The organism is Azospirillum brasilense, assembly GCF_008365405.1.
GTDB lineage: Bacteria > Pseudomonadota > Alphaproteobacteria > Azospirillales > Azospirillaceae > Azospirillum > Azospirillum brasilense_D.
In genome coordinates, this window is record NZ_QOKV01000020.1 from 1 (window position 1) to 16649 (window position 16649).

The window sequence follows — 16649 nt, forward strand, 5'->3', positions numbered from 1 at the left end:
CCAGACTCTATCGAAGAACCGCGATGACCGCCCCGCTGTGGATAACCGGCCCGCCTACGCCAGCCATGGGAAGGCGCTGCGGCGGGCCGCTTCCCCACAGCTACACCACGCTTCGGGACACGACCAGCTCTTGCAATGTTGTGACGCGACCATAACGGGGTGGCATCCTGTTGCTGCTCTTGTTTGCCATGTGACGATTCCTCTACCGAAGTCAGCAGGTCAATGAGCCTCTGGCGCGGGCCGTCGCCTAGATCAGTGCGGCCAGCGGCAAAATTCGAGAGCGTAGAGCGTTCGACACCTACGGCTCTGGCGATGCCTGAGACGCCGCCGCGTCCGAGATCCAAAAGGCGGGATTTCAGGGCACAGCGGAGGGTGTCATCTGGAGGAACGACCACGGGCTGTGTCTCGAGATCGAAGGCGGTGGCGGTAAACGTTTGTCCATCGCCGGGCGGTTCGCTGTGGGGGGCCAAGATATATATAGCGGTTCCCGCATAGGGTACTTCGTTTAGTGATTGATTTTGCATGGTTTCTGAATCGTCGGAGTTCCCTACGCGGGAACCGTTTAAGTTCCCTACGCGGGAACTTGCGTTCCGTTTATCTCCCGCCGACCGTTTAGACCGTTCACTCCGCCCCACACGCGAGGCTGATCGGGCTTCAGTTGCAGTTCTCTCAACCTCTCTGGCCATTTCAGCCGTGATCGTCTTCCACTCGTTGCTTGGCGCCACATAGTACGAGCGCTCCCCAGGCCGTCCTTTAACGCTCGAATGATAAAAGGTAAGCCGGTAAAGGCTGGCGTGGTTCTCCACCACACCCTTTTGCCCTCCCTGCTGAACCTCAATTAGCCGCAACCCCTCGGCTTCTTGTATGGTTGCCTTGATGTATTTCCGGGGAATCCCGAATCTATCAAGCTGATCGTAAGTGGCCTTCAACTTCCCGTTTTCATAACCACCATGGGCCATGTGTTCGATTTGCAAGAACTCGATAAGGCGAACACAGTAAATCGACCGAGCTCGCCATGCCGGCGAACTCATCAATTCTGTTGACGCCCAGACCCAAGCTTGATCGCTAGGGGGGCCGCCGACATCCTTGATCTTCGGACTTAAAGGCTTTCCCATCGCACCATTCCTTCACGACCAGCGCCCCACCGCGCCCGGTGGGGTTTCGGCCAACTCTTTGAAATTGCGAGAAGGCGGCGGTCTGAGTTCGACCACAGTCCGGCCGCAGTTCGCCCACAGTCGATGTGACTGGGAGCAAACTTCCGGCTGGCGGGTGTTGCGCCTGCCCCCATCACAGCAGCCCCCGCCGCCGGGCCTCAGCTTCCGCGTCCTGGAGGCCGGCGATGATCTGCGGGAGCAACGCCACGCCGAACGTGACGCCCTTCTTCGTGGGGCCGATTTCGCTGGTGCTGCGGTACTCGACGAAGGTGCGGAGGTCGCACAGCGGATGGCCGTTGAACTCGGTCAGGGTGACGCGCAGTTCCTCCGCCACGTTCTTCTGGATGGCTGAGATGATTATGTCGGACACAGCTAGGCCTCCCTGCTTATCGTTTTACGGGGCGCCGAGGAAGATTAGCCACGTACTTCTCCAGAGAATTAGTCAAAATCAGCGTTTTGCGCCCAATTTTTACAGCATCAATTTTTCCCTCATTGAGAAGCTCATAAAACTTTGTCGTCCCGACACCAATTTTTGCTTTAGCTTCAGCAACAGTCATAGCGATAGGATTCGTCTGCATAGCAGGCTCCTTATGCACTTCATGCATATGAATGTTTCGCGGGGTGTTGTTGGATTGCGCTTTAAAGCGCTGGTGTTCGCATGAGTTCAACTATGCGAGTCGGAATCTCGCGGTCAAGCCTCTAGCCACCCCAAATTCCATTTTGTTTTTTGAGAATTTTGAAAACATCAGAAAATCAAGACGTTGAGATTTTCCAATTGAGGAAACACTCGCTTCAGCAACTTAATAATCAATCTGCTAATCTCATGTTTTGCGTTTTTTTGCTCGCTCTCAACATAGTGCGCGAGCTGGAGAACGACTTGGAGATCAAGCCGGAGAAGGAGTTGGAGAAGGAGTTGGAGAAGGAGCTGGAGAAGGAGCGGGGAAGGAGCCGCCGTAGGTGTCTAACATTTTCTGCTAAAGTGTCGCTGAGGTTCGCGGCACTTCGCTCTTCATCGGCGCCTGTTGATGGGCTTTTTGATGGGTAACAGAGACATGTCTATGTTAAATAGTTGATTTTATTCAAGTGTAAGTGGACACCCCATCCGCCACCCAATCTTCTGCCCGGAATGCAAAGCACCACCCCTCGTTCGAAATCTTCCAATTTTCAACGCACCGCGCTTGCATTCGCGCGATTTTCCCAACCGGGTCGGTGCTTGCAACCCCTTGATGCAAGCTCATTCGAAAATCCATACGGTTGTAATGTTTCCTTCAGGGCTTTGTGCTTCTCTGGAGCAATGGTCTCGGAGGCCGCATGCGGATTTTGGTGGTGGACGATTCGCGCATGGCGCGTACGGTGCTGTGCCAGCAGCTTGAAGGCTTCGGCCATCAGACGGCCTTCGCCGAAAGTAGCCACGCAGCGTTGGCACGTTGCCGTGATGAGCCCATCGACATCGCGCTCGTCGACTTCCGCGTCGGCGAGATGGAAGGGGTGGAGGTCTGCTGGCACCTGCGCGCGGCGCAGCGGGAACGACACCTCTATCTCATGCTGATGATCCCCGGCAGCATCACCAACCAGTTCTTCGAGGTCGTGGAGAACGGGGCCGACGAGTTCCTGCGCAAGCCGCTGGACCTGACATGGCTGCGTGCCCGGCTGCTCGCCGCCTCCCGCGTGGTCGACATGCAGCGCCAGCTGGAGCGGCTGGCCACCACCGATTCGCTGACCGGGGCGCTGAACCGCGGCCGTTTCATGGCACGCGCCGCCGACGAGGTGGCACGGGCGCAACGCAACGGCCAACCGCTGTCGGCGATCATGCTGGACATCGACCACTTCAAGAAGGTCAACGACACCTACGGCCACGCCACAGGGGACGAGGCCATCCGCAGCGTGGTCCGGGTCTGCCGCTCCATGGTGCGCGGCGCCGACGTCCTGGGCCGGCTGGGCGGCGAGGAGTTTGCCATCCTGCTGCCCGAAACGCCGCCGCAGGGAGCGGCTCTGCTCGCGGAGCGACTGCGCCGGGCGCTGGCGGAAACCGACGTGCGCATCGCCAACGGCGCCGGGTCCGCCCTCACCTTCACCGTCAGCATCGGGGTCAGCGCGCTCCGACCGGGGGAGACCAGCGTCGCCGCGGTGCTGGCGCGGGCGGACGAGGCGCTGTACCGCGCGAAGAACAGCGGCCGCAACCGCGTGGTGTGCGACGCGGCACTGTGATCCGACATCAAGCCGTCAGGTTTTCGGCACCAGCCAGGGCCGCGCCTCGACGTCCGCGCGGTCGAAGGCGTCGATGGCGTCCTGGTGGCGCAGGGTCAGGGCCACGTCGTCGAGGCCTTCGTACAGGTTTGGTCAGCAGCGATGTCGGGGATGCCAATGATCCAGACGCGATCAATCGGGCGCCTGCGGCACCGCCCACCGAAATCGGCGGGGTCCGCACCCCGAATGTGACGGAGATGGGAAAAGCTCGGTAAGACGGCGCCCAAAAGAAAAAGGCGCCTCGGAGGGGAGGCGCCTTTTCGTCGTACTTGTGGTTTGCCGTCAGGACTGTTCCAGATTGATCCGGCTTGGCAGCGGATCGAGCTGGTCGCGGTATTTGGCGTCGGGGCGCGCAGCGTAGGGCTTCGAAGTCGGCGACATCAGCGTCTCGAAGCTGAGGGCGCAGATGCGCATGCCCGGCCGCAGCGCCAGCGGCAACCGTCCGCAATTGAAGAATTCCAGCGTGATGCGACCGTTCCAGCCCGGATCGATGGTGTGCGCCGTGGCGTGCACCATCAGGCCCAGGCGGGCGAGGCTGCTGCGCCCGTCCAGACGGCCGGCGATGTCGTTGGGCAGGCCGATGCGCTGAACCGTGATGCCAAGCACCAGTTCGCCCGGATGCAGGAAGAACGGCTCGCCGACGGGAACCTCGACACGATCCATCAGCTTGTCGGGAACCTGGCTGGGATGGCCCTCGGGTGGGGCGAGGTCGACGAAGGCCGCCTTGCCCGGCGGGAAGACCTGGAAGGCGTTCCCGAGCTGGAGGTCGACCGACATGGCGCCGATCTGGCTCTCGGCCGGCAACGGGTCGATCTCGATGCGTCCTTCGGCGAGGTATCGGCGAATATCGACGTCTGACAGCTTCATTCTTTCCGACCCTCCTGTCGAAACCGCAATCGGCGCGGCTCCGGTCGCTTCCCTGGCGCACTCTATAGCCGGATCGACGCCTCTCGACAACACAATCACCAATCCCTTAGATGGCACCAGTCCCTTAGATGGGGCCGCTTTGCACAAGGGGTGATGGGAATGGCGGTATCCTCGATCGACGCGCCGGCAACGGACTCATCGGCGACAAACCAGGAGGCCGACCAGGAGGCCGAGTTGCGGCGCCTGTCCGTCATCCTGGGCGAGGTCCCGCCCGTGAACGCCCGGCCCGATGCGGTTTCGCTGTTCCGGACTCGCGTCACCGAACATGGGGAGCGGGTCCGCGCACTTCGCAACTCCGTGTCGCCGCTGTTCGTCGTCAACGGCGACCTCGCCGCCTACAGCGCCGAGGACGGCCCCCTGCCGGACCTGATCCTGGTCGGCGACAACCCGGGGCGCCGGGAGTACGAGCAGTCCGTCTATCTGTGCGCCCAGGGGCGCGCGGGGGCCATGGCGCACAGCTTCTTCGACGGCATCTTCGGCGCCGGGTCCTTTCGCAGCAAGGTGATGGTGCTGAACAAAAGCTCCTTTCACACGCCGCGCACGGTGGGGCTGAACGAGGCGATGCGCGGCGATCCGGGACTCGCCGAGGCGATCCGGCGCGACCAGGAGGAGAACGCGCGCCTGATCGCCGACTCGGTGGCCCTGCTCGGCGTTCCGGTCGTCACCATCGGCATGGAAAGCGGCGGGACGACCTTCCAGAGCTTCCGCAAGACGCTGGAGGCCCGCTATCGCGCCCTCGGCACCCCACCGGCGGTCTTCCAGAAGAAGCGCCTCGCCAGCCCCTTCCGCAAGGTGCCGCACTTCTCGCTGTCGAAGATTTTCTGCCGCAACGCCGATTCCGCCTGGAACGCCGCGTTGGACGGCTTCCTCACACGCCACGCGGCAATTCCAGGCCTGCGAACGGAAAACGGCAACGTGTCGTCCAAACGGCTGCTCGGGCTGGGCGATGGCCCGTTGCTCGCCGATTACCTGGACAGGGTGATCCTCGGCCACGGTGGGTGATCCTGCGCCTCCGTCAATGGCTTACGCCTTGCGCAGCCTTGCGGCAAGCGTCCTCACAGGTCCGGCAGGACTCGGCGCAGATGCGGCAATGCTGGTGCATGCCGGCGTGCCGCTCGCACTCTTCGGCGCACAGGCGGCAGGCGGTGGCGCAGGCATCGAGCATGGCGCGGATCACCGCCTCGTTGGAGCCGCTGCGCCGGGTGGCGACGGAGCCGGTCGCCGCGCAGACATCGGCGCAATCCATGTTCAGGCGGATGCACTGGACCAGTTCGGCCACCTGATCCTCGCCCAGGCAGGCGTCGGCGCAGGTGGTGCAGGTCTGCGCGCAGTCATAGCAGGCTTCGATGCAGCGGATGAGCGCGTCGTTGGTGTTTCCGCGGACATGCGGGTGCGTGCTGATCATCTCGCGGGCGTGCATGGGCAGCCTCCGAAGGGCAGGGGTGTGGGGATGTGGGCATCGGCGCCCTCCCCCACCAACAGCGCCGCACCGCCATGGTTCGGAATTCTTCCGCTCTTTCCCTGGTCCCACCCACCCGCGCCGGTTTACAAGCGACCGGTACGGCTTGGGGGAATTGCGGGTGTTCAACGAGACGGTCGGTCTGACGGCGCTGATCCTGGCCGTCGCCACGCTGTACGCCGCGGTCGGACAGGCCGGAGCCTCGGGTTATCTGGCGGTCATGGGCATTGTCGGGCTCGACCCGGCGACGATGAAGCCGACGGCCCTCGCCCTCAATCTCCTGGTGGCGACCATCGGCACCGTCCGTTTCGCCCGCGCCGGGCTGTTCGACTGGCGGGCCTTCTACCCGTTCGGCGTGCTGGGGATGCCCTTCTCGTTCCTCGGCGGCACGCTGCACCTGCCGCCGCACCTCTATTACCCGCTGGTCGGGACGATCCTCCTCTTGGCGGCGCTGGAACTGGCGCGGTCCACCTGGGCGGCGCGCGGAATGCCCGAACGGGCGGATAGAACCGCGCCGCCGTTTCTGCCGGCGCTCGCCGCCGGGGCTGCCGTGGGGTTCCTCTCCGGGATGACCGGCACGGGCGGCGGCATCTTCCTGGCGCCACTGATCCTGCTGATGGGTTGGGTCGAGACGCGTCGCGCCGCCGCCGTCTCGGCCGCCTACAATCTGCTCAACTCGGCGGCGGCGCTGGCCGGGACCTGGACGACCGCGACGACCATGCCCGCGGCCCTGCCCTGGTGGCTGGCGGCCGCCGGGATGGGTGGGGCGGTCGGCGCATGGTTGGGCAGCCGCCACCTGCCGACCGCCACATTGCGTTATCTGCTGGCGGCGATCCTCGCCTTGTCCGGCCTCAAGATGCTCACGGCCTGACCCTCGAACCCTCCCACGCCCGCCGCTCCCAGACATGGGCGGGCAGACGGCTCATCAGCGCGATGGGCAGCACGAACAGGGCGAGATTGGTCCAGGAGATGGCCCGGCGCCCGTCCGTCCGTCCCTGCGGCGCCTGCGCGGCGGCGCGCTCCATCCAGCCGCCGCTCGCCTCCCGGTAATCCGGCATGGCCTTCAGAACGCCGCCGGAGGTGTCGTGGGCCGGACGGTTGTCGAACATGTCGCGGTCCATCCGGTGGGCCAGCATGCGGTCGGCCAGCGCCGGCGCCACCACCTGCGGCAGTGCGGCGGAACGCCCCGCGGCTCCGACGAACAGCTCCGGCCGGGGGTTCTCGGCCAGGCGCAGGATGGCCTCGGCCACCTCCTCCGGCGGGCGCAGCGGCGTCATCGCCTTGACGGCGCGACCGGTGTAGTTGGCGCCATGCTGCCACAGCGGCGTGTCGACAGGACCGGGCAGCACGGTGCAGACTTGGATGCCGGGGTCCTCCACCAGTTCCTGCCTCAGCGTCTCGGAGAAGCCGCGCACCGCGAATTTGCTGGCGGAGTAGGCGGCGGCGTAGCGCTGCCCGATGATCGAGGCCAGCGAGGCGACGTTGATGACCGTCCCCTCCTCACGCTCCAGGAAATGCGGCAGCACGGCGCGGCAACCGTTGGCGGTGCCGAAGAAGTTGGTGCGCATCACCTCCTCGAAGACATCCTGCGGAGTCTCCTCGAAGCGCCCGAAGGCGATCACGCCCGCGTTGTTCACCCAGACATCGATCCCGCCGAACACCTCGATGGCGCGCTCGGCTAGCCGGTTCATCTGCTCCTGGTCGCGCACGTCGGTGGGCACGACCATCGCCCGCCCACCGGCCTCGATGCACTCCTCGGCGACCTCGTGCAGGGCGGCGTGGCGCCGCGCCGCCAGGACCACCGCGGCGCCGTGGCGCGCGAATTCCAGGGCGGTCGCCCGGCCGATCCCGCTGGACGCCCCGGTGATGACCACCACCTTGTCGAAATGCCGACCGGCCATAAGCGTTGCTCCCGCATTGTTCGTTCGAATCCGTTTCCTTGGCTAACACCCCAGCCCGGCAAAGGTGCCCCGGCCCTCCGGAACGCCCAACCATCCGGAACGCCCAACCATCCGGAACGCCCAACCATCCGGAACGGTGGAGACGGAGGCGCGAACCCGGTACAGTCGCGGCGTTCGGTGACGATGCGGAAGAAGAGGTTACGTTCGTGGCGGCCAAGGAACTCGACGTGAAGGGGCTGCATTGCCCGCTGCCCATCCTGCGGACGCGCGCCCTGCTGGACAGGATGGCCGAGGGGGAGGAGGTGATCGTCTACGCCACCGACCCGGCGTCGATCATCGATTTCAAGCATTTCTGCAACACGACCGACAACGTGCTGCTGGCGCACGAGACGCGCGGGGACGTGTTCGTGTACCACATCCGCCGCGGCGCCTCCGCCGCCTGATGCCCGTCCTTGCCTTGGCCGTCGTCCATTCCTGAAGGAGCCCGCCCCATGCCGACCCTGCGCCCCGCGGTTTCGCCCCCGCTGCGTCCCGGCGCGGTGGTCCATGGCCCCGGTTCCGCCGCCGTCGACGCGATGATCGACCGGTTCGTCACGGAACTGCAGCGGCGCGGCTTCCGCGTCGGCGGCGTGATCCAGCGCAACACCGGCGCGCCCGGCGACTGCGCCGACCTGATGGAGCTGGTGGACGTCGCCACCGGCAAGGCCTACGACATCTCGCAGCATCTGGGCCGCCAGTCGCAATCCTGCCGCGTCGACCCCCAGGGGGTGGCCGAGGCCAGCCAGGCGCTGCGCCGCGCCATCGCCGAGCGCGCCGACCTGCTGGTGGTCAACAAGTTCGCCGGGCTGGAGGCCCACGGCGAAGGGCTGGCGGACGAGCTGCTGGCCGGCATCGCCGAGGGTATTCCGGTGCTGACCAGCGTCGGCAGCCGCTTCCTCAACGAATGGCAGAGCTTCACCGGCGGCTTCACCTCGCTGATCTCGCCGGACGAGGACGCGCTGTGGCGCTGGTGGGGAGCGCACCGGCTCTACGACGACCTGTTGCACGGGGTGGAGGACGCCGAGGTCCGCGCCATCACCATCGGCGCCAAATGGATCATGGTGGAGACGGACGGCGCGACGGGACCCGGCATCGGGCTGGCCGCCCGCCCGCAGTCGGCGCCACCGCCCGATCCGGCGCGCTGGGCCGGGGTCGGCCTCGCCGGGCTGGCCGCCCACGCTGCGCGCTCCTGGGACCCGCAGGAGGCCGCGGTCGGCATGGCCGCGCTGAACGCCCACTACAACCGTCCGGACCTGACCGGCTCCGCGGCCAACGGGCTGGACCTGTTCGCCGGCATGGAGGGGCGCGTCGTCGTTTTCGGGGCCTTCCCCCAGATTGCCCGGCGCCTGCCCAACGCCCATGTGGTCGAAATGAACCCCAGCGACGGCGAGTATCCGGAGGCCGCCGGGGAATGGCTGCTGCCGGGGGCGGAGGGCGCGGCGATCACCGCCTCCACCCTGACGAACCGCACCCTGCCCCGCCTGCTGTCGGTGGCCGAGGGCACCCGCGTCGCCCTCGTCGGACCGGGGACGCCGTTGACGCCGCGGCTGTTCCGCTACGGCGTCGCCGCGCTGGCCGGCTTCGTGGTGGAGGACCGCGACGCCGTGGCCGAGGCGATCCTGGGCGGTGGCTCGTCTCGGAGCTTCCACCGTCATGGCCGCTTCGTCACGCTGCACAACGAACAGAATTGAGAGGGATTGGAATGGACGAGAAGACCCGCACCGAGCTGGAAGCCGCCGCGTTCCGCGGTCTGGTTGCGCATCTCCAGAAGCGCACCGACGTGCAGAACATCGACCTGATGAATCTGGCCGGCTTCTGCCGCAACTGCCTGTCCAAATGGTACGCCGCCGCCGCCAAGGAGCGGAACGTGCCGCTGACCGACGAGGAGGCCCGCGTCGCCGTCTACGGCATGCCCTATTCGGAATGGAAGGCGAAACACCAGAAGGAAGCCACCCCCGAGCAGCAGAAGACCTTCGAGGACACCAAGCCCCTGCACGCCGAGATCAGCGGCCACATGCCGAAGAAGTAAGGGCTCCCCTCCCTCTCCCGTCCTCCGGGAGAGGGATCGTCCGGCGCTCAGGCGAACAGGCCGGTGAAGGGCAGGAACTCCACCATGTCCCCCTCGCGGATCGTCGTGGCGTCCGCCGGCATATCCACCAGCCCGTCGGCCTCGACCATTGAGGTCAGGACGCCGGAGCTGTCGCTGGGGAACTTGTGGGCGACTGGGCGGCCATCCGCTCCGGTCGCCAGACGGGCGCGCAGGAACTCCCGCCGCCCAGGCTTCTTCTTGAACTCGAACCCGGCGACGACAAGGCAGCGGGGGGCCGGCGCGTTTTCCGCCCCCGACAGGCGCAGCACCAGCGGGCGCCCCACCAGCATGAAGGTCACCATCGCCGAGACCGGGTTGCCCGGCAGGCCGAGGAACGGCGTGGTCCCGATGCGCCCGAGCGCCAGCGGCTTGCCCGGCTTCAGCGCGAGTTTCCACAGATCGACGGACCCCAGTTCGCCGACCACCGCCTTCACATGGTCCTCCTCGCCCACCGAGGCGCCGCCGGAGGTGACGACGAGATCGGCGGTCGCCGCGGCATCGGCCAGGGCGGCGCGGGTCACGTCCGGCTTGTCCGGCAGGATGCCGAGGTCGCGCACCTCCGCCCCCAGCGCGTCGAGCTGGGCGGCCAGCGTGTAGCGGTTGGCGTCGTAGATCGTACCCTCCGGCTTGTCCGTCCCCGGTTCGCGCAGCTCGTCGCCGGTGGAGAACAGGACGACGCGCAGCCGCTTGCGCACCGACAGGCTGGACCGCCCGACCGCGGCGGCCAAGCCGATCTCCTGGGCGCGCAGCCGCAGGCCGGGAGTCAGCACGACCGACCCCGCCGTCATGTCCTCCCCGGCGTCGCGGATGTTGGCGCCGCGCTGGAGGGTGGCGGGCACCAGCACCGCACCGTCCTCGGCCCGGCAGTCCTCCTGCATGGCGACGGTGTCGACCCCCACCGGGATCGGCGCGCCGGTGAAGATGCGCACCGCCTCGCCCGGCCCGACCGTTCCGGGGAAGACGGAGCCAGCCGGCACACGCCCTACCACGGCCAACCGCAGAGGCTCGCCCACCTCGGCACCGTCCGCCTTGCCGAATCCCCAGCCGTCCATCGCCGAGACGGCGACCGGCGGCACGTTCACCGTCGCCGTCACCGGTTCCGCCAGGATGCGGCCGAGCGCGGCGCGCAGCGGCACCTCCTCCGGCTCCGTCACCGCGCCGTAGGTCCGCTGCACGCGGGCCAGCGCCTCGTCCAGTGGAAGGGGGGCGGTGGGGCCGGGGCCGGCGAAGCAGTCCATGCGACAATCCTTCTCCCTTGGCGCCGCCCTCGGGGGCGGCACCGCGTCATATCACCCCGGATAGTCCGGTGCGCGGCTCTCTTCCACCTTGATCATCGTCAAGACGCGGCGCGGCGCAAGCGTCCGTTCGTGGACGCACCATCGCGGTGGAATGCTCACGAGGGGAATTCGCGGCATGATTGTTGGGGGCACGAATTAAATTTCGCAGCGCTGTGTTTTCCGTCTTGCGCATTTGGATCGATCCAAATAGGCTCCTCGCAACATCCGGCGCCGGAGGCATTGCCGCGGATCGCCGGACGACGAGAGGCCGATAACGAGAATCCCGCACAAGGGACCGCTCACCGAACGCGCGCAGCGCCCTGGTCCGGATGCGGCCGGCCCGGATGCGGAGGAAAAGCCCGTGAACTACACCTTCGATTTCAAGGCGGTCGTCGATTCCTGGGACTATCTGCTCCAGGGCGCGTGGCTGACCGTGCAGTTGTCGATCGGCGCCATGGTTCTCGGCCTGATCGTCGCGATCCTCTGCGCGCTCGGCAAGACGTCCGGGCCGAAGCCGGTCCGCTGGGTGATCAACGCCTACATCGAGGTGGTGCGCAACACCCCCTTCCTGGTGCAGATCTTCCTGATCTTCTTCGGCCTGCCCACCATGGGCATCCGCCTGTCGCCCGACCTCGCCGCGCTGATCGCCATGGTGGTCAACGTCGGCGCCTACGCGACGGAGATCATCCGGGCCGGCATCGAATCGATCCAAAAGGGCCAGATCGAAGCCGGGCTCGCGCTGGGGCTGAGGCCGTTGCAGGTCTTCCGCTACATCGTCATCAAGCCGGCGCTGCGCACCGTCTACCCGGCGCTGACCAGCCAGTTCATCCTGCTGATGCTCAGCTCCAGCGTGGTTTCGGCGATCTCGGCGGACGAACTGACCTCGGTCGCCAACAACATCCAATCGCAGACCTTCCGCAGCTTCGAAATCTACATCGTGGTCACCGGCATCTATCTGGCGTTGGCAATGATGTTCTCCGCGCTGTTCGCCGGCATCTACAAGCTGGCCTTCGCCTACGACACCGACCGGCGCTGAGGGAGGGCCGAGCCATGATCCGCGCCTTCAGTTACAACGAGTTCCTCTTCCTTCTCAGCGCCATGCAATGGACGCTGGCGCTGTCGGCCATCGCCTTCATCGGCGGGGCCACGGTCGGGCTGGTCATCGCGCTGGCCCGCACCTCGGACATCAAGGCGGTGCGGCTGGCCGCCACCGGCTACATCCAGCTGTTCCAGGGCACGCCGCTGCTGATGCAGCTCTTCCTGGTGTTCTTCGGCGCCACGGTGATGGGCCTCGACCTGAATCCCTGGGCCGCCGCGGCGCTGGGCCTGACGCTGAACGCCAGCGCCTTCCTCGGCGAGATCTGGCGCGGCTGCATCCAGGCGGTGCCGCGCGGCCAGTGGGAAGCCGCTTCGGCGCTCGGCCTGCGCTATCCTGGGCTGATGCGCTACGTGATCCTGCCGCAGGCGGTGAAGGTCGCGGTGCCGCCGACGGTGGGCTTCCTCGTGCAGCTCATCAAGAGCACGTCGCTGGCCGCCATCATCGGCTTCACCGAGCTGACCCGCGCCGGGCAGATCGTCAACAACGCCACCTTCCAGCCCTTCCTGGTGTTCGGGATCGTGGCGGTGCTCTACTTCCTGATGTGCTGGCCGCTGTCGCTGCTCAGCGCCCGCTTGGAGCGGCGCTACGCCCTGGCGACCCGCTGATACTCCCCTTTCATAAGAACCGTGAGGAAACCCCAATGACCCTGTCGATCACCCGTCGCCTCGCCGTCGCCGGCGCCATGATGGCCGCTGCCGTCGCCCTGGCCGCCCCCACCGCCGCCCAGACCGTCGACGAGATCAAGTCGAAGGGCAAGCTGACCATCGGCATGCTGGTGGACTTCCCGCCCTTCGGCATCACCACCGCCGACGGCAAGCCGGACGGCTACGACGCCGACGTCGCCAAGCTGCTGGGGAAGCACATGGGCGTCCCGGTGGAGATCGTTCCGGTGACCGGCCCGAACCGCATCCCCTACCTGCTGACCAACAAGGTCGACCTGCTGGTCGCCTCGCTGGGCATCACCCCGGCCCGCGCCGAGCAGGTGCAGTTCTCCGAGCCCTACGCCGCCATCGAGATCGGTCTGGTCGCCCCGGCCAACACCAAGATCAAGGAGGCCGCGGAGCTGTCCGGCAAGCGCGTCGGCGTCGCCCGCGCCAGCACCCAGGACAACGCCCTGACCGCCGTCGCCCCGAAGGACGCGCGCATCATGCGCTTCGACGACGACGCCAGCGCCGTGCAGGCGATGCTGTCCGGTCAGGTGGACGCGCTGGGCCTCAGCAACGTCGTCACCAAGGAGATCAAGAAGCTGGCCCCGCAGGCCAACTACGAGATGAAGTTCGTGCTGAACCGTCAGGTCCAGGGCATCGCCATGCGCAAGGGCCAGGACGCCCTGCTGAAGTGGGTCAACGAGTTCATCGAGACCGCAAAGACGAACGGCGAGCTGAACGAGGTCCACAAGAAGTGGCTGGGCACCGACCTGCCCCCGCTGACCAAGTCGTAACGTCCCACATACCCTCTCCCGCCCCGGGAGAGGGTGCCCGCGAAGCGGGCGGGTGAGGGTCGTACGAGGATCAAGGTGCTGATTCTCGGCAGCACCCTCACCCTTCCCACGCTTCGCGTGGGTCCCTTCCCTCTCCCGGGGCGGGAGAGGGCCAATTTTGGAGGAGTCCCCCATGGCCTCGGCTTACGATACCACGGACGTCCCCGCGCCGCGGCCGGTCAGCGGCGAGGTCGTCATCCGCATGGCCGGTGTCCAGAAATGGTACGACAGCTTCCATGTGCTGAAGGACATCGAGTTGGAGGTCCACAAGGGCGAGCGGATCGTCATCTGCGGCCCCTCGGGCTCCGGCAAGTCCACGCTGATCCGCTGCATCAACCAGCTCGAGAAGCACCAGAAGGGCACCATCACCGTCAACGGCGTCACGATCGACGCCCACCACCGCCACCTCGATCAGGTGCGGCGCGACGTCGGCATGGTGTTCCAGCAGTTCAACCTGTTCCCGCACCTGACCGTGGTCGAGAACTGCATGCTCGCCCCCATGCGGGTGCGCGGCACCTCCAAGCAGGAGGCGCGCGACATCGCCATGAAGTATCTGGCGCGCGTGCGCATCCCGGAGCAGGCGGACAAGTATCCCGGCCAGCTTTCCGGCGGGCAGCAGCAGCGCGTCGCCATCGCGCGGTCGCTGTGCATGAACCCCAAGGTCATGCTATTCGACGAGCCGACCTCCGCCCTCGACCCCGAGATGGTCAAGGAGGTTCTCGACACCATGATCGGGCTTGCCGAGGACGGCATGACCATGCTCTGCGTGACGCACGAGATGGGCTTCGCCAAGTCGGTCGCCGACCGCGTCATCTTCATGGACCGCGGCGAGATCGTCGAGCAGGCCACCCCCGCCGAGTTCTTCACGAACCCGAAGTCCGAACGGACCCGCAACTTCCTCGGCCAGATCCTCACCCACTGAGCCCACTCCACGAAGGACGCTTTTGATGAAGCCGGAGATCCTCCTCGTCGAATCCATGATGCCGGACATCGAGGCGGCGCTGGACGCGGGCTACACCGTCCACCGCCTCGCCGGCGCGCCCGACCGCGACCGGCTGGTCGCCGAGGTGGGGCCGCGCGTCCGCGCCGTCGTCACCGGCGGCGGCACGGGCGTCAGCAACGCGATCATGGACGCCTGCTCCAACCTGGGGATCGTCGCGATCAACGGCGTCGGCACCGACGCGGTGGACCTGAAGCACGCCGCCAGCCGCGGCGTCCGCGTCACCAACACGCCGGACGTGCTGACCGACGACGTGGCCGACCTCGCCATCGGGCTGATGATCGCCGGGTCGCGCCGCACGATGGTCGGCGACCGCTTCGTGCGCGCCGGACGCTGGCCCGGCGGCGGCCTGCCGCTGGCCCGCAAGGTGACCGGCAAGCGGCTGGGCATCCTGGGTCTGGGCCGCATCGGGATGGCCATCGCCCAGCGCGCCGCCGGCTTCGGCATGGACATCGCCTACACCAACCGCAAGCCGCGCAGCGACGTGCCCTACCGCTTCGTCGCTTCCCCGGTCGATCTGGCGCGGGAGAGCGACATTCTGATCGTCGCCGCCTCGGCCGGGCCGGACGCCCGCAACATGGTCAACCGCGCGGTGATCGAGGCGCTGGGGCCGGACGGGCTGCTGGTCAACGTCGCTCGCGGCGCCGTCGTGGACGAGCCGGAGCTGGTCGCCGCCCTGACCGACGGGCGCCTCGGCGGGGCCGCTCTGGACGTCTTCGCCAACGAGCCGCACGCGCCGGAGGCCCTGTTCGGCCTGGACAATGTGGTGCTCCAGCCCCATCAGGCGAGCGCCACGGTGGAGACCCGGATGGCGATGGGCAATCTCGTGCTGGCGAACCTGTCCGCCTTCTTCGCCGGCCAGCCGCTGCCGACCGCCGTCGTCTGAATGGCGGCGTGAATGACCATCCTCGACGAGCGCGGCGGACCGGCCCGCATCACCCTGACGGAGGTGGCACACCACGCCGGGGTGTCGCGGTCCACCGTCTCGCTCGTCCTGCGCGGCAGCCCGCTGGTCGCCGCCGAGACGCGGGAGCGCGTGCAGGCCGCCATCGCGGCGTTGGGCTACGTCTACAACCGCGGCGCCGCGACCCTGCGCGCCGCCCGCACCGACACCGTCGGGCTGCTCGTCTGCGAGATCAACAACTCCTTCTACGGCGAGCTGACCGCCGGGGTGGATGACGTCCTGGGTGAACAGGGGGTCGTCGCCTTCCTCGCCAACACCGCGGAGTCGGGGGAGCGGCAGGATCGCTACCTCCAGCGGATGCGCGAGCAGAACGTGGACGGGGTGATCATCTGCCCCGCCGCCGGCACGTCGCCGGCGCTGCTGGACCGGCTGCGCCAGTGGCAGCTTCCCGTCGTCCAGGCGCTGCGCTTCATCTCCGCCCGCGAAGGCGACTACGCCGGGGTGGATTACGAGTTCGGCATGGAGATGGTGACCGAGCATCTGCTGCGGCTCGGCCATCGCCGCATCGCCTTCGTCGGCGGCAACCTGTCCCACTCCGCCTTCGCCGGGCGCCGCGTCGGCTTCGCCGCGGCGCTGCGCCGCCACGGCCTGACCCCGGACCTTGTCGTGCGCTGCCCGGCCACCCGCCGCGGCGGGCTGGACGCGGTGGGGCCGCTGATGGACCTTGCCGACCCGCCCACCGCGATGCTGTGTTACAACGATCTGGTCGCGTTCGGCGTGATGCTGGGGCTGGAGGCCCGTGGTCTGCGGGCAGGACGGGACATCGCCGTGACCGGTTTCGACGACGTGACCGAGGCGGCGATGAGCCGCCCCGCCCTGACCACCGTCGCCACCTCCGCCCGCCAGATCGGGCAGGAGGCCGCCCGCCTGCTGCTGCGCCGCATCGCCGACCCGCAGGGGGCTCCGGAGCGCGTGATCCTGCCCGCCCGGCTGGTCATCCGCGAGTCCTGCGGCGCCATGAGAGTCCAACCCGACAAGCACCAATAACCCAAGAAAAGCGAAGGCCCGAGACC

Annotated in this window: 19 protein-coding genes; 12 read left to right on the top strand and 7 right to left on the bottom strand. The window is 67.1% G+C overall.

Features of this window, described 5'->3' with window-relative positions; genetic code table 11:
• The 3 genes from DS837_RS32430 to DS837_RS24305 all read right to left on the bottom strand — a co-directional run.
• Positions 1–1115 (bottom strand): hypothetical protein (locus DS837_RS32430; protein ID WP_211102404.1); only part of this gene is annotated, 1115 nt, incomplete at its 3' end.
• Positions 1116–1287: 172 nt separating this feature from the next.
• Positions 1288–1524 carry a transcriptional coactivator p15/PC4 family protein gene (locus DS837_RS24300; protein WP_149167088.1) on the bottom strand — a complete coding sequence of 79 codons (237 nt, stop codon included), beginning with the start codon at positions 1522–1524 and terminating at the stop codon, positions 1288–1290.
• 16 nt (positions 1525–1540) lie between these two features.
• Positions 1541–1732 carry a helix-turn-helix domain-containing protein gene (locus DS837_RS24305; protein WP_211102405.1) on the bottom strand — a complete coding sequence of 64 codons (192 nt, stop codon included), beginning with the start codon at positions 1730–1732 and terminating at the stop codon, positions 1541–1543.
• Positions 1733–2465: 733 nt separating this feature from the next.
• Here DS837_RS24305 and DS837_RS24310 point away from each other — a divergent pair.
• Positions 2466–3362, top strand: a complete 897-nt coding sequence (locus DS837_RS24310; protein ID WP_149167090.1) for a diguanylate cyclase — start codon at positions 2466–2468, stop codon at positions 3360–3362.
• Positions 3363–3683: 321 nt separating this feature from the next.
• Here DS837_RS24310 and dcd read toward each other — a convergent pair whose 3' ends face one another.
• Complete coding sequence (gene dcd / locus DS837_RS24320; RefSeq protein WP_109070429.1) at positions 3684–4268, bottom strand: dCTP deaminase; 585 nt, start codon at positions 4266–4268, stop codon at positions 3684–3686.
• A 159-nt stretch (positions 4269–4427) separates the two neighbouring features.
• Between dcd and DS837_RS24325 the strand changes: the two genes are divergently transcribed.
• Positions 4428–5330: a hypothetical protein gene (locus DS837_RS24325; RefSeq protein WP_149167091.1), complete on the top strand. Its 903-nt coding sequence runs from the start codon at positions 4428–4430 to the stop codon at positions 5328–5330.
• Positions 5331–5343: 13 nt separating this feature from the next.
• On the opposite strand, the gene DS837_RS24330 is transcribed toward DS837_RS24325, so the two are convergent.
• Positions 5344–5748: a four-helix bundle copper-binding protein gene (locus DS837_RS24330; RefSeq protein ID WP_149167092.1), complete on the bottom strand. Its 405-nt coding sequence runs from the start codon at positions 5746–5748 to the stop codon at positions 5344–5346.
• Positions 5749–5908: 160 nt separating this feature from the next.
• On the opposite strand from DS837_RS24330, the gene DS837_RS24335 reads away from it, so the two are divergent.
• Positions 5909–6658: a sulfite exporter TauE/SafE family protein gene (locus DS837_RS24335; protein ID WP_149167093.1), complete on the top strand. Its 750-nt coding sequence runs from the start codon at positions 5909–5911 to the stop codon at positions 6656–6658.
• Here the strand turns inward: DS837_RS24335 and DS837_RS24340 are convergent.
• Positions 6648–7688: an SDR family oxidoreductase gene (locus DS837_RS24340; RefSeq protein WP_149167094.1), complete on the bottom strand. Its 1041-nt coding sequence runs from the start codon at positions 7686–7688 to the stop codon at positions 6648–6650. The two genes, DS837_RS24335 and DS837_RS24340, sit on opposite strands and share 11 nt — an antisense overlap.
• A 206-nt stretch (positions 7689–7894) precedes the next feature.
• Here DS837_RS24340 and DS837_RS24345 point away from each other — a divergent pair, with 206 nt between their 5' ends.
• From DS837_RS24345 to DS837_RS24355, 3 genes are read left to right on the top strand one after another with little or no spacing between them, the layout of a single operon-like run.
• Complete coding sequence (locus tag DS837_RS24345) at positions 7895–8131, top strand: sulfurtransferase TusA family protein (protein WP_149167095.1); 237 nt, start codon at positions 7895–7897, stop codon at positions 8129–8131.
• A gap of 48 nt (positions 8132–8179) precedes the next feature.
• Positions 8180–9418 carry a DUF2478 domain-containing protein gene (locus DS837_RS24350; protein WP_149167096.1) on the top strand — a complete coding sequence of 413 codons (1239 nt, stop codon included), beginning with the start codon at positions 8180–8182 and terminating at the stop codon, positions 9416–9418.
• A gap of 11 nt (positions 9419–9429) precedes the next feature.
• A complete protein-coding gene (locus DS837_RS24355; RefSeq protein WP_149167097.1) occupies positions 9430–9756 on the top strand; it encodes a DUF1244 domain-containing protein in 327 nt (108 codons plus the stop codon).
• A gap of 47 nt (positions 9757–9803) precedes the next feature.
• On the opposite strand, the gene DS837_RS24360 is transcribed toward DS837_RS24355, so the two are convergent.
• Positions 9804–11054, bottom strand: a complete 1251-nt coding sequence (locus DS837_RS24360) for a molybdopterin molybdotransferase MoeA (protein ID WP_149167098.1) — start codon at positions 11052–11054, stop codon at positions 9804–9806.
• Positions 11055–11454: 400 nt separating this feature from the next.
• On the opposite strand from DS837_RS24360, the gene DS837_RS24365 reads away from it, so the two are divergent.
• The 6 genes from DS837_RS24365 to DS837_RS24390 all read left to right on the top strand — a co-directional run bounded on the left by DS837_RS24365 (position 11455) and on the right by DS837_RS24390 (position 16623).
• Complete coding sequence (locus DS837_RS24365) at positions 11455–12129, top strand: amino acid ABC transporter permease (protein ID WP_149167099.1); 675 nt, start codon at positions 11455–11457, stop codon at positions 12127–12129.
• A 14-nt stretch (positions 12130–12143) separates the two neighbouring features.
• The gene (locus DS837_RS24370) at positions 12144–12797 is read left to right on the top strand and encodes an amino acid ABC transporter permease (protein ID WP_149167100.1); all 654 of its coding nucleotides are present in this window, start codon (positions 12144–12146) and stop codon (positions 12795–12797) included.
• Between the two features lie 35 nt (positions 12798–12832).
• A complete protein-coding gene (locus DS837_RS24375) occupies positions 12833–13633 on the top strand; it encodes a transporter substrate-binding domain-containing protein (protein ID WP_149167101.1) in 801 nt (266 codons plus the stop codon).
• A gap of 172 nt (positions 13634–13805) precedes the next feature.
• Entirely contained in the window at positions 13806–14594 is a 789-nt protein-coding gene (locus tag DS837_RS24380) for an amino acid ABC transporter ATP-binding protein (protein ID WP_014197340.1), read from the top strand.
• Between the two features lie 25 nt (positions 14595–14619).
• Positions 14620–15558 carry a 2-hydroxyacid dehydrogenase gene (locus tag DS837_RS24385; protein WP_149167102.1) on the top strand — a complete coding sequence of 313 codons (939 nt, stop codon included), beginning with the start codon at positions 14620–14622 and terminating at the stop codon, positions 15556–15558.
• 12 nt (positions 15559–15570) lie between these two features.
• Positions 15571–16623, top strand: coding sequence for a LacI family DNA-binding transcriptional regulator (locus DS837_RS24390; RefSeq protein ID WP_149167103.1), 1053 nt, complete (start codon positions 15571–15573; stop codon positions 16621–16623).
• Positions 16624–16649: the final 26 nt, after the last annotated feature.

Excerpts from the sequence above, each read along its gene's own strand:
- DS837_RS24305 (WP_211102405.1), bottom strand. The coding sequence starts at position 1,732 with ATGCAGACGAATCCTATCGCTATGACTGTTGCTGAAGCTAAAGCAAAA.
- DS837_RS24310 (WP_149167090.1), top strand. The coding sequence starts at position 2,466 with ATGCGGATTTTGGTGGTGGACGATTCGCGCATGGCGCGTACGGTGCTG.
- dcd (WP_109070429.1), bottom strand. The coding sequence starts at position 4,268 with ATGAAGCTGTCAGACGTCGATATTCGCCGATACCTCGCCGAAGGACGC.
- DS837_RS24325 (WP_149167091.1), top strand. The coding sequence starts at position 4,428 with ATGGCGGTATCCTCGATCGACGCGCCGGCAACGGACTCATCGGCGACA.
- DS837_RS24330 (WP_149167092.1), bottom strand. The coding sequence starts at position 5,748 with ATGCACGCCCGCGAGATGATCAGCACGCACCCGCATGTCCGCGGAAAC.
- DS837_RS24340 (WP_149167094.1), bottom strand. The coding sequence starts at position 7,688 with ATGGCCGGTCGGCATTTCGACAAGGTGGTGGTCATCACCGGGGCGTCC.
- DS837_RS24350 (WP_149167096.1), top strand. The coding sequence starts at position 8,180 with ATGCCGACCCTGCGCCCCGCGGTTTCGCCCCCGCTGCGTCCCGGCGCG.
- DS837_RS24355 (WP_149167097.1), top strand. The coding sequence starts at position 9,430 with ATGGACGAGAAGACCCGCACCGAGCTGGAAGCCGCCGCGTTCCGCGGT.
- DS837_RS24360 (WP_149167098.1), bottom strand. The coding sequence starts at position 11,054 with ATGGACTGCTTCGCCGGCCCCGGCCCCACCGCCCCCCTTCCACTGGAC.
- DS837_RS24370 (WP_149167100.1), top strand. The coding sequence starts at position 12,144 with ATGATCCGCGCCTTCAGTTACAACGAGTTCCTCTTCCTTCTCAGCGCC.
- DS837_RS24375 (WP_149167101.1), top strand. The coding sequence starts at position 12,833 with ATGACCCTGTCGATCACCCGTCGCCTCGCCGTCGCCGGCGCCATGATG.
- DS837_RS24380 (WP_014197340.1), top strand. The coding sequence starts at position 13,806 with ATGGCCTCGGCTTACGATACCACGGACGTCCCCGCGCCGCGGCCGGTC.
- DS837_RS24385 (WP_149167102.1), top strand. The coding sequence starts at position 14,620 with ATGAAGCCGGAGATCCTCCTCGTCGAATCCATGATGCCGGACATCGAG.
- DS837_RS24390 (WP_149167103.1), top strand. The coding sequence starts at position 15,571 with ATGACCATCCTCGACGAGCGCGGCGGACCGGCCCGCATCACCCTGACG.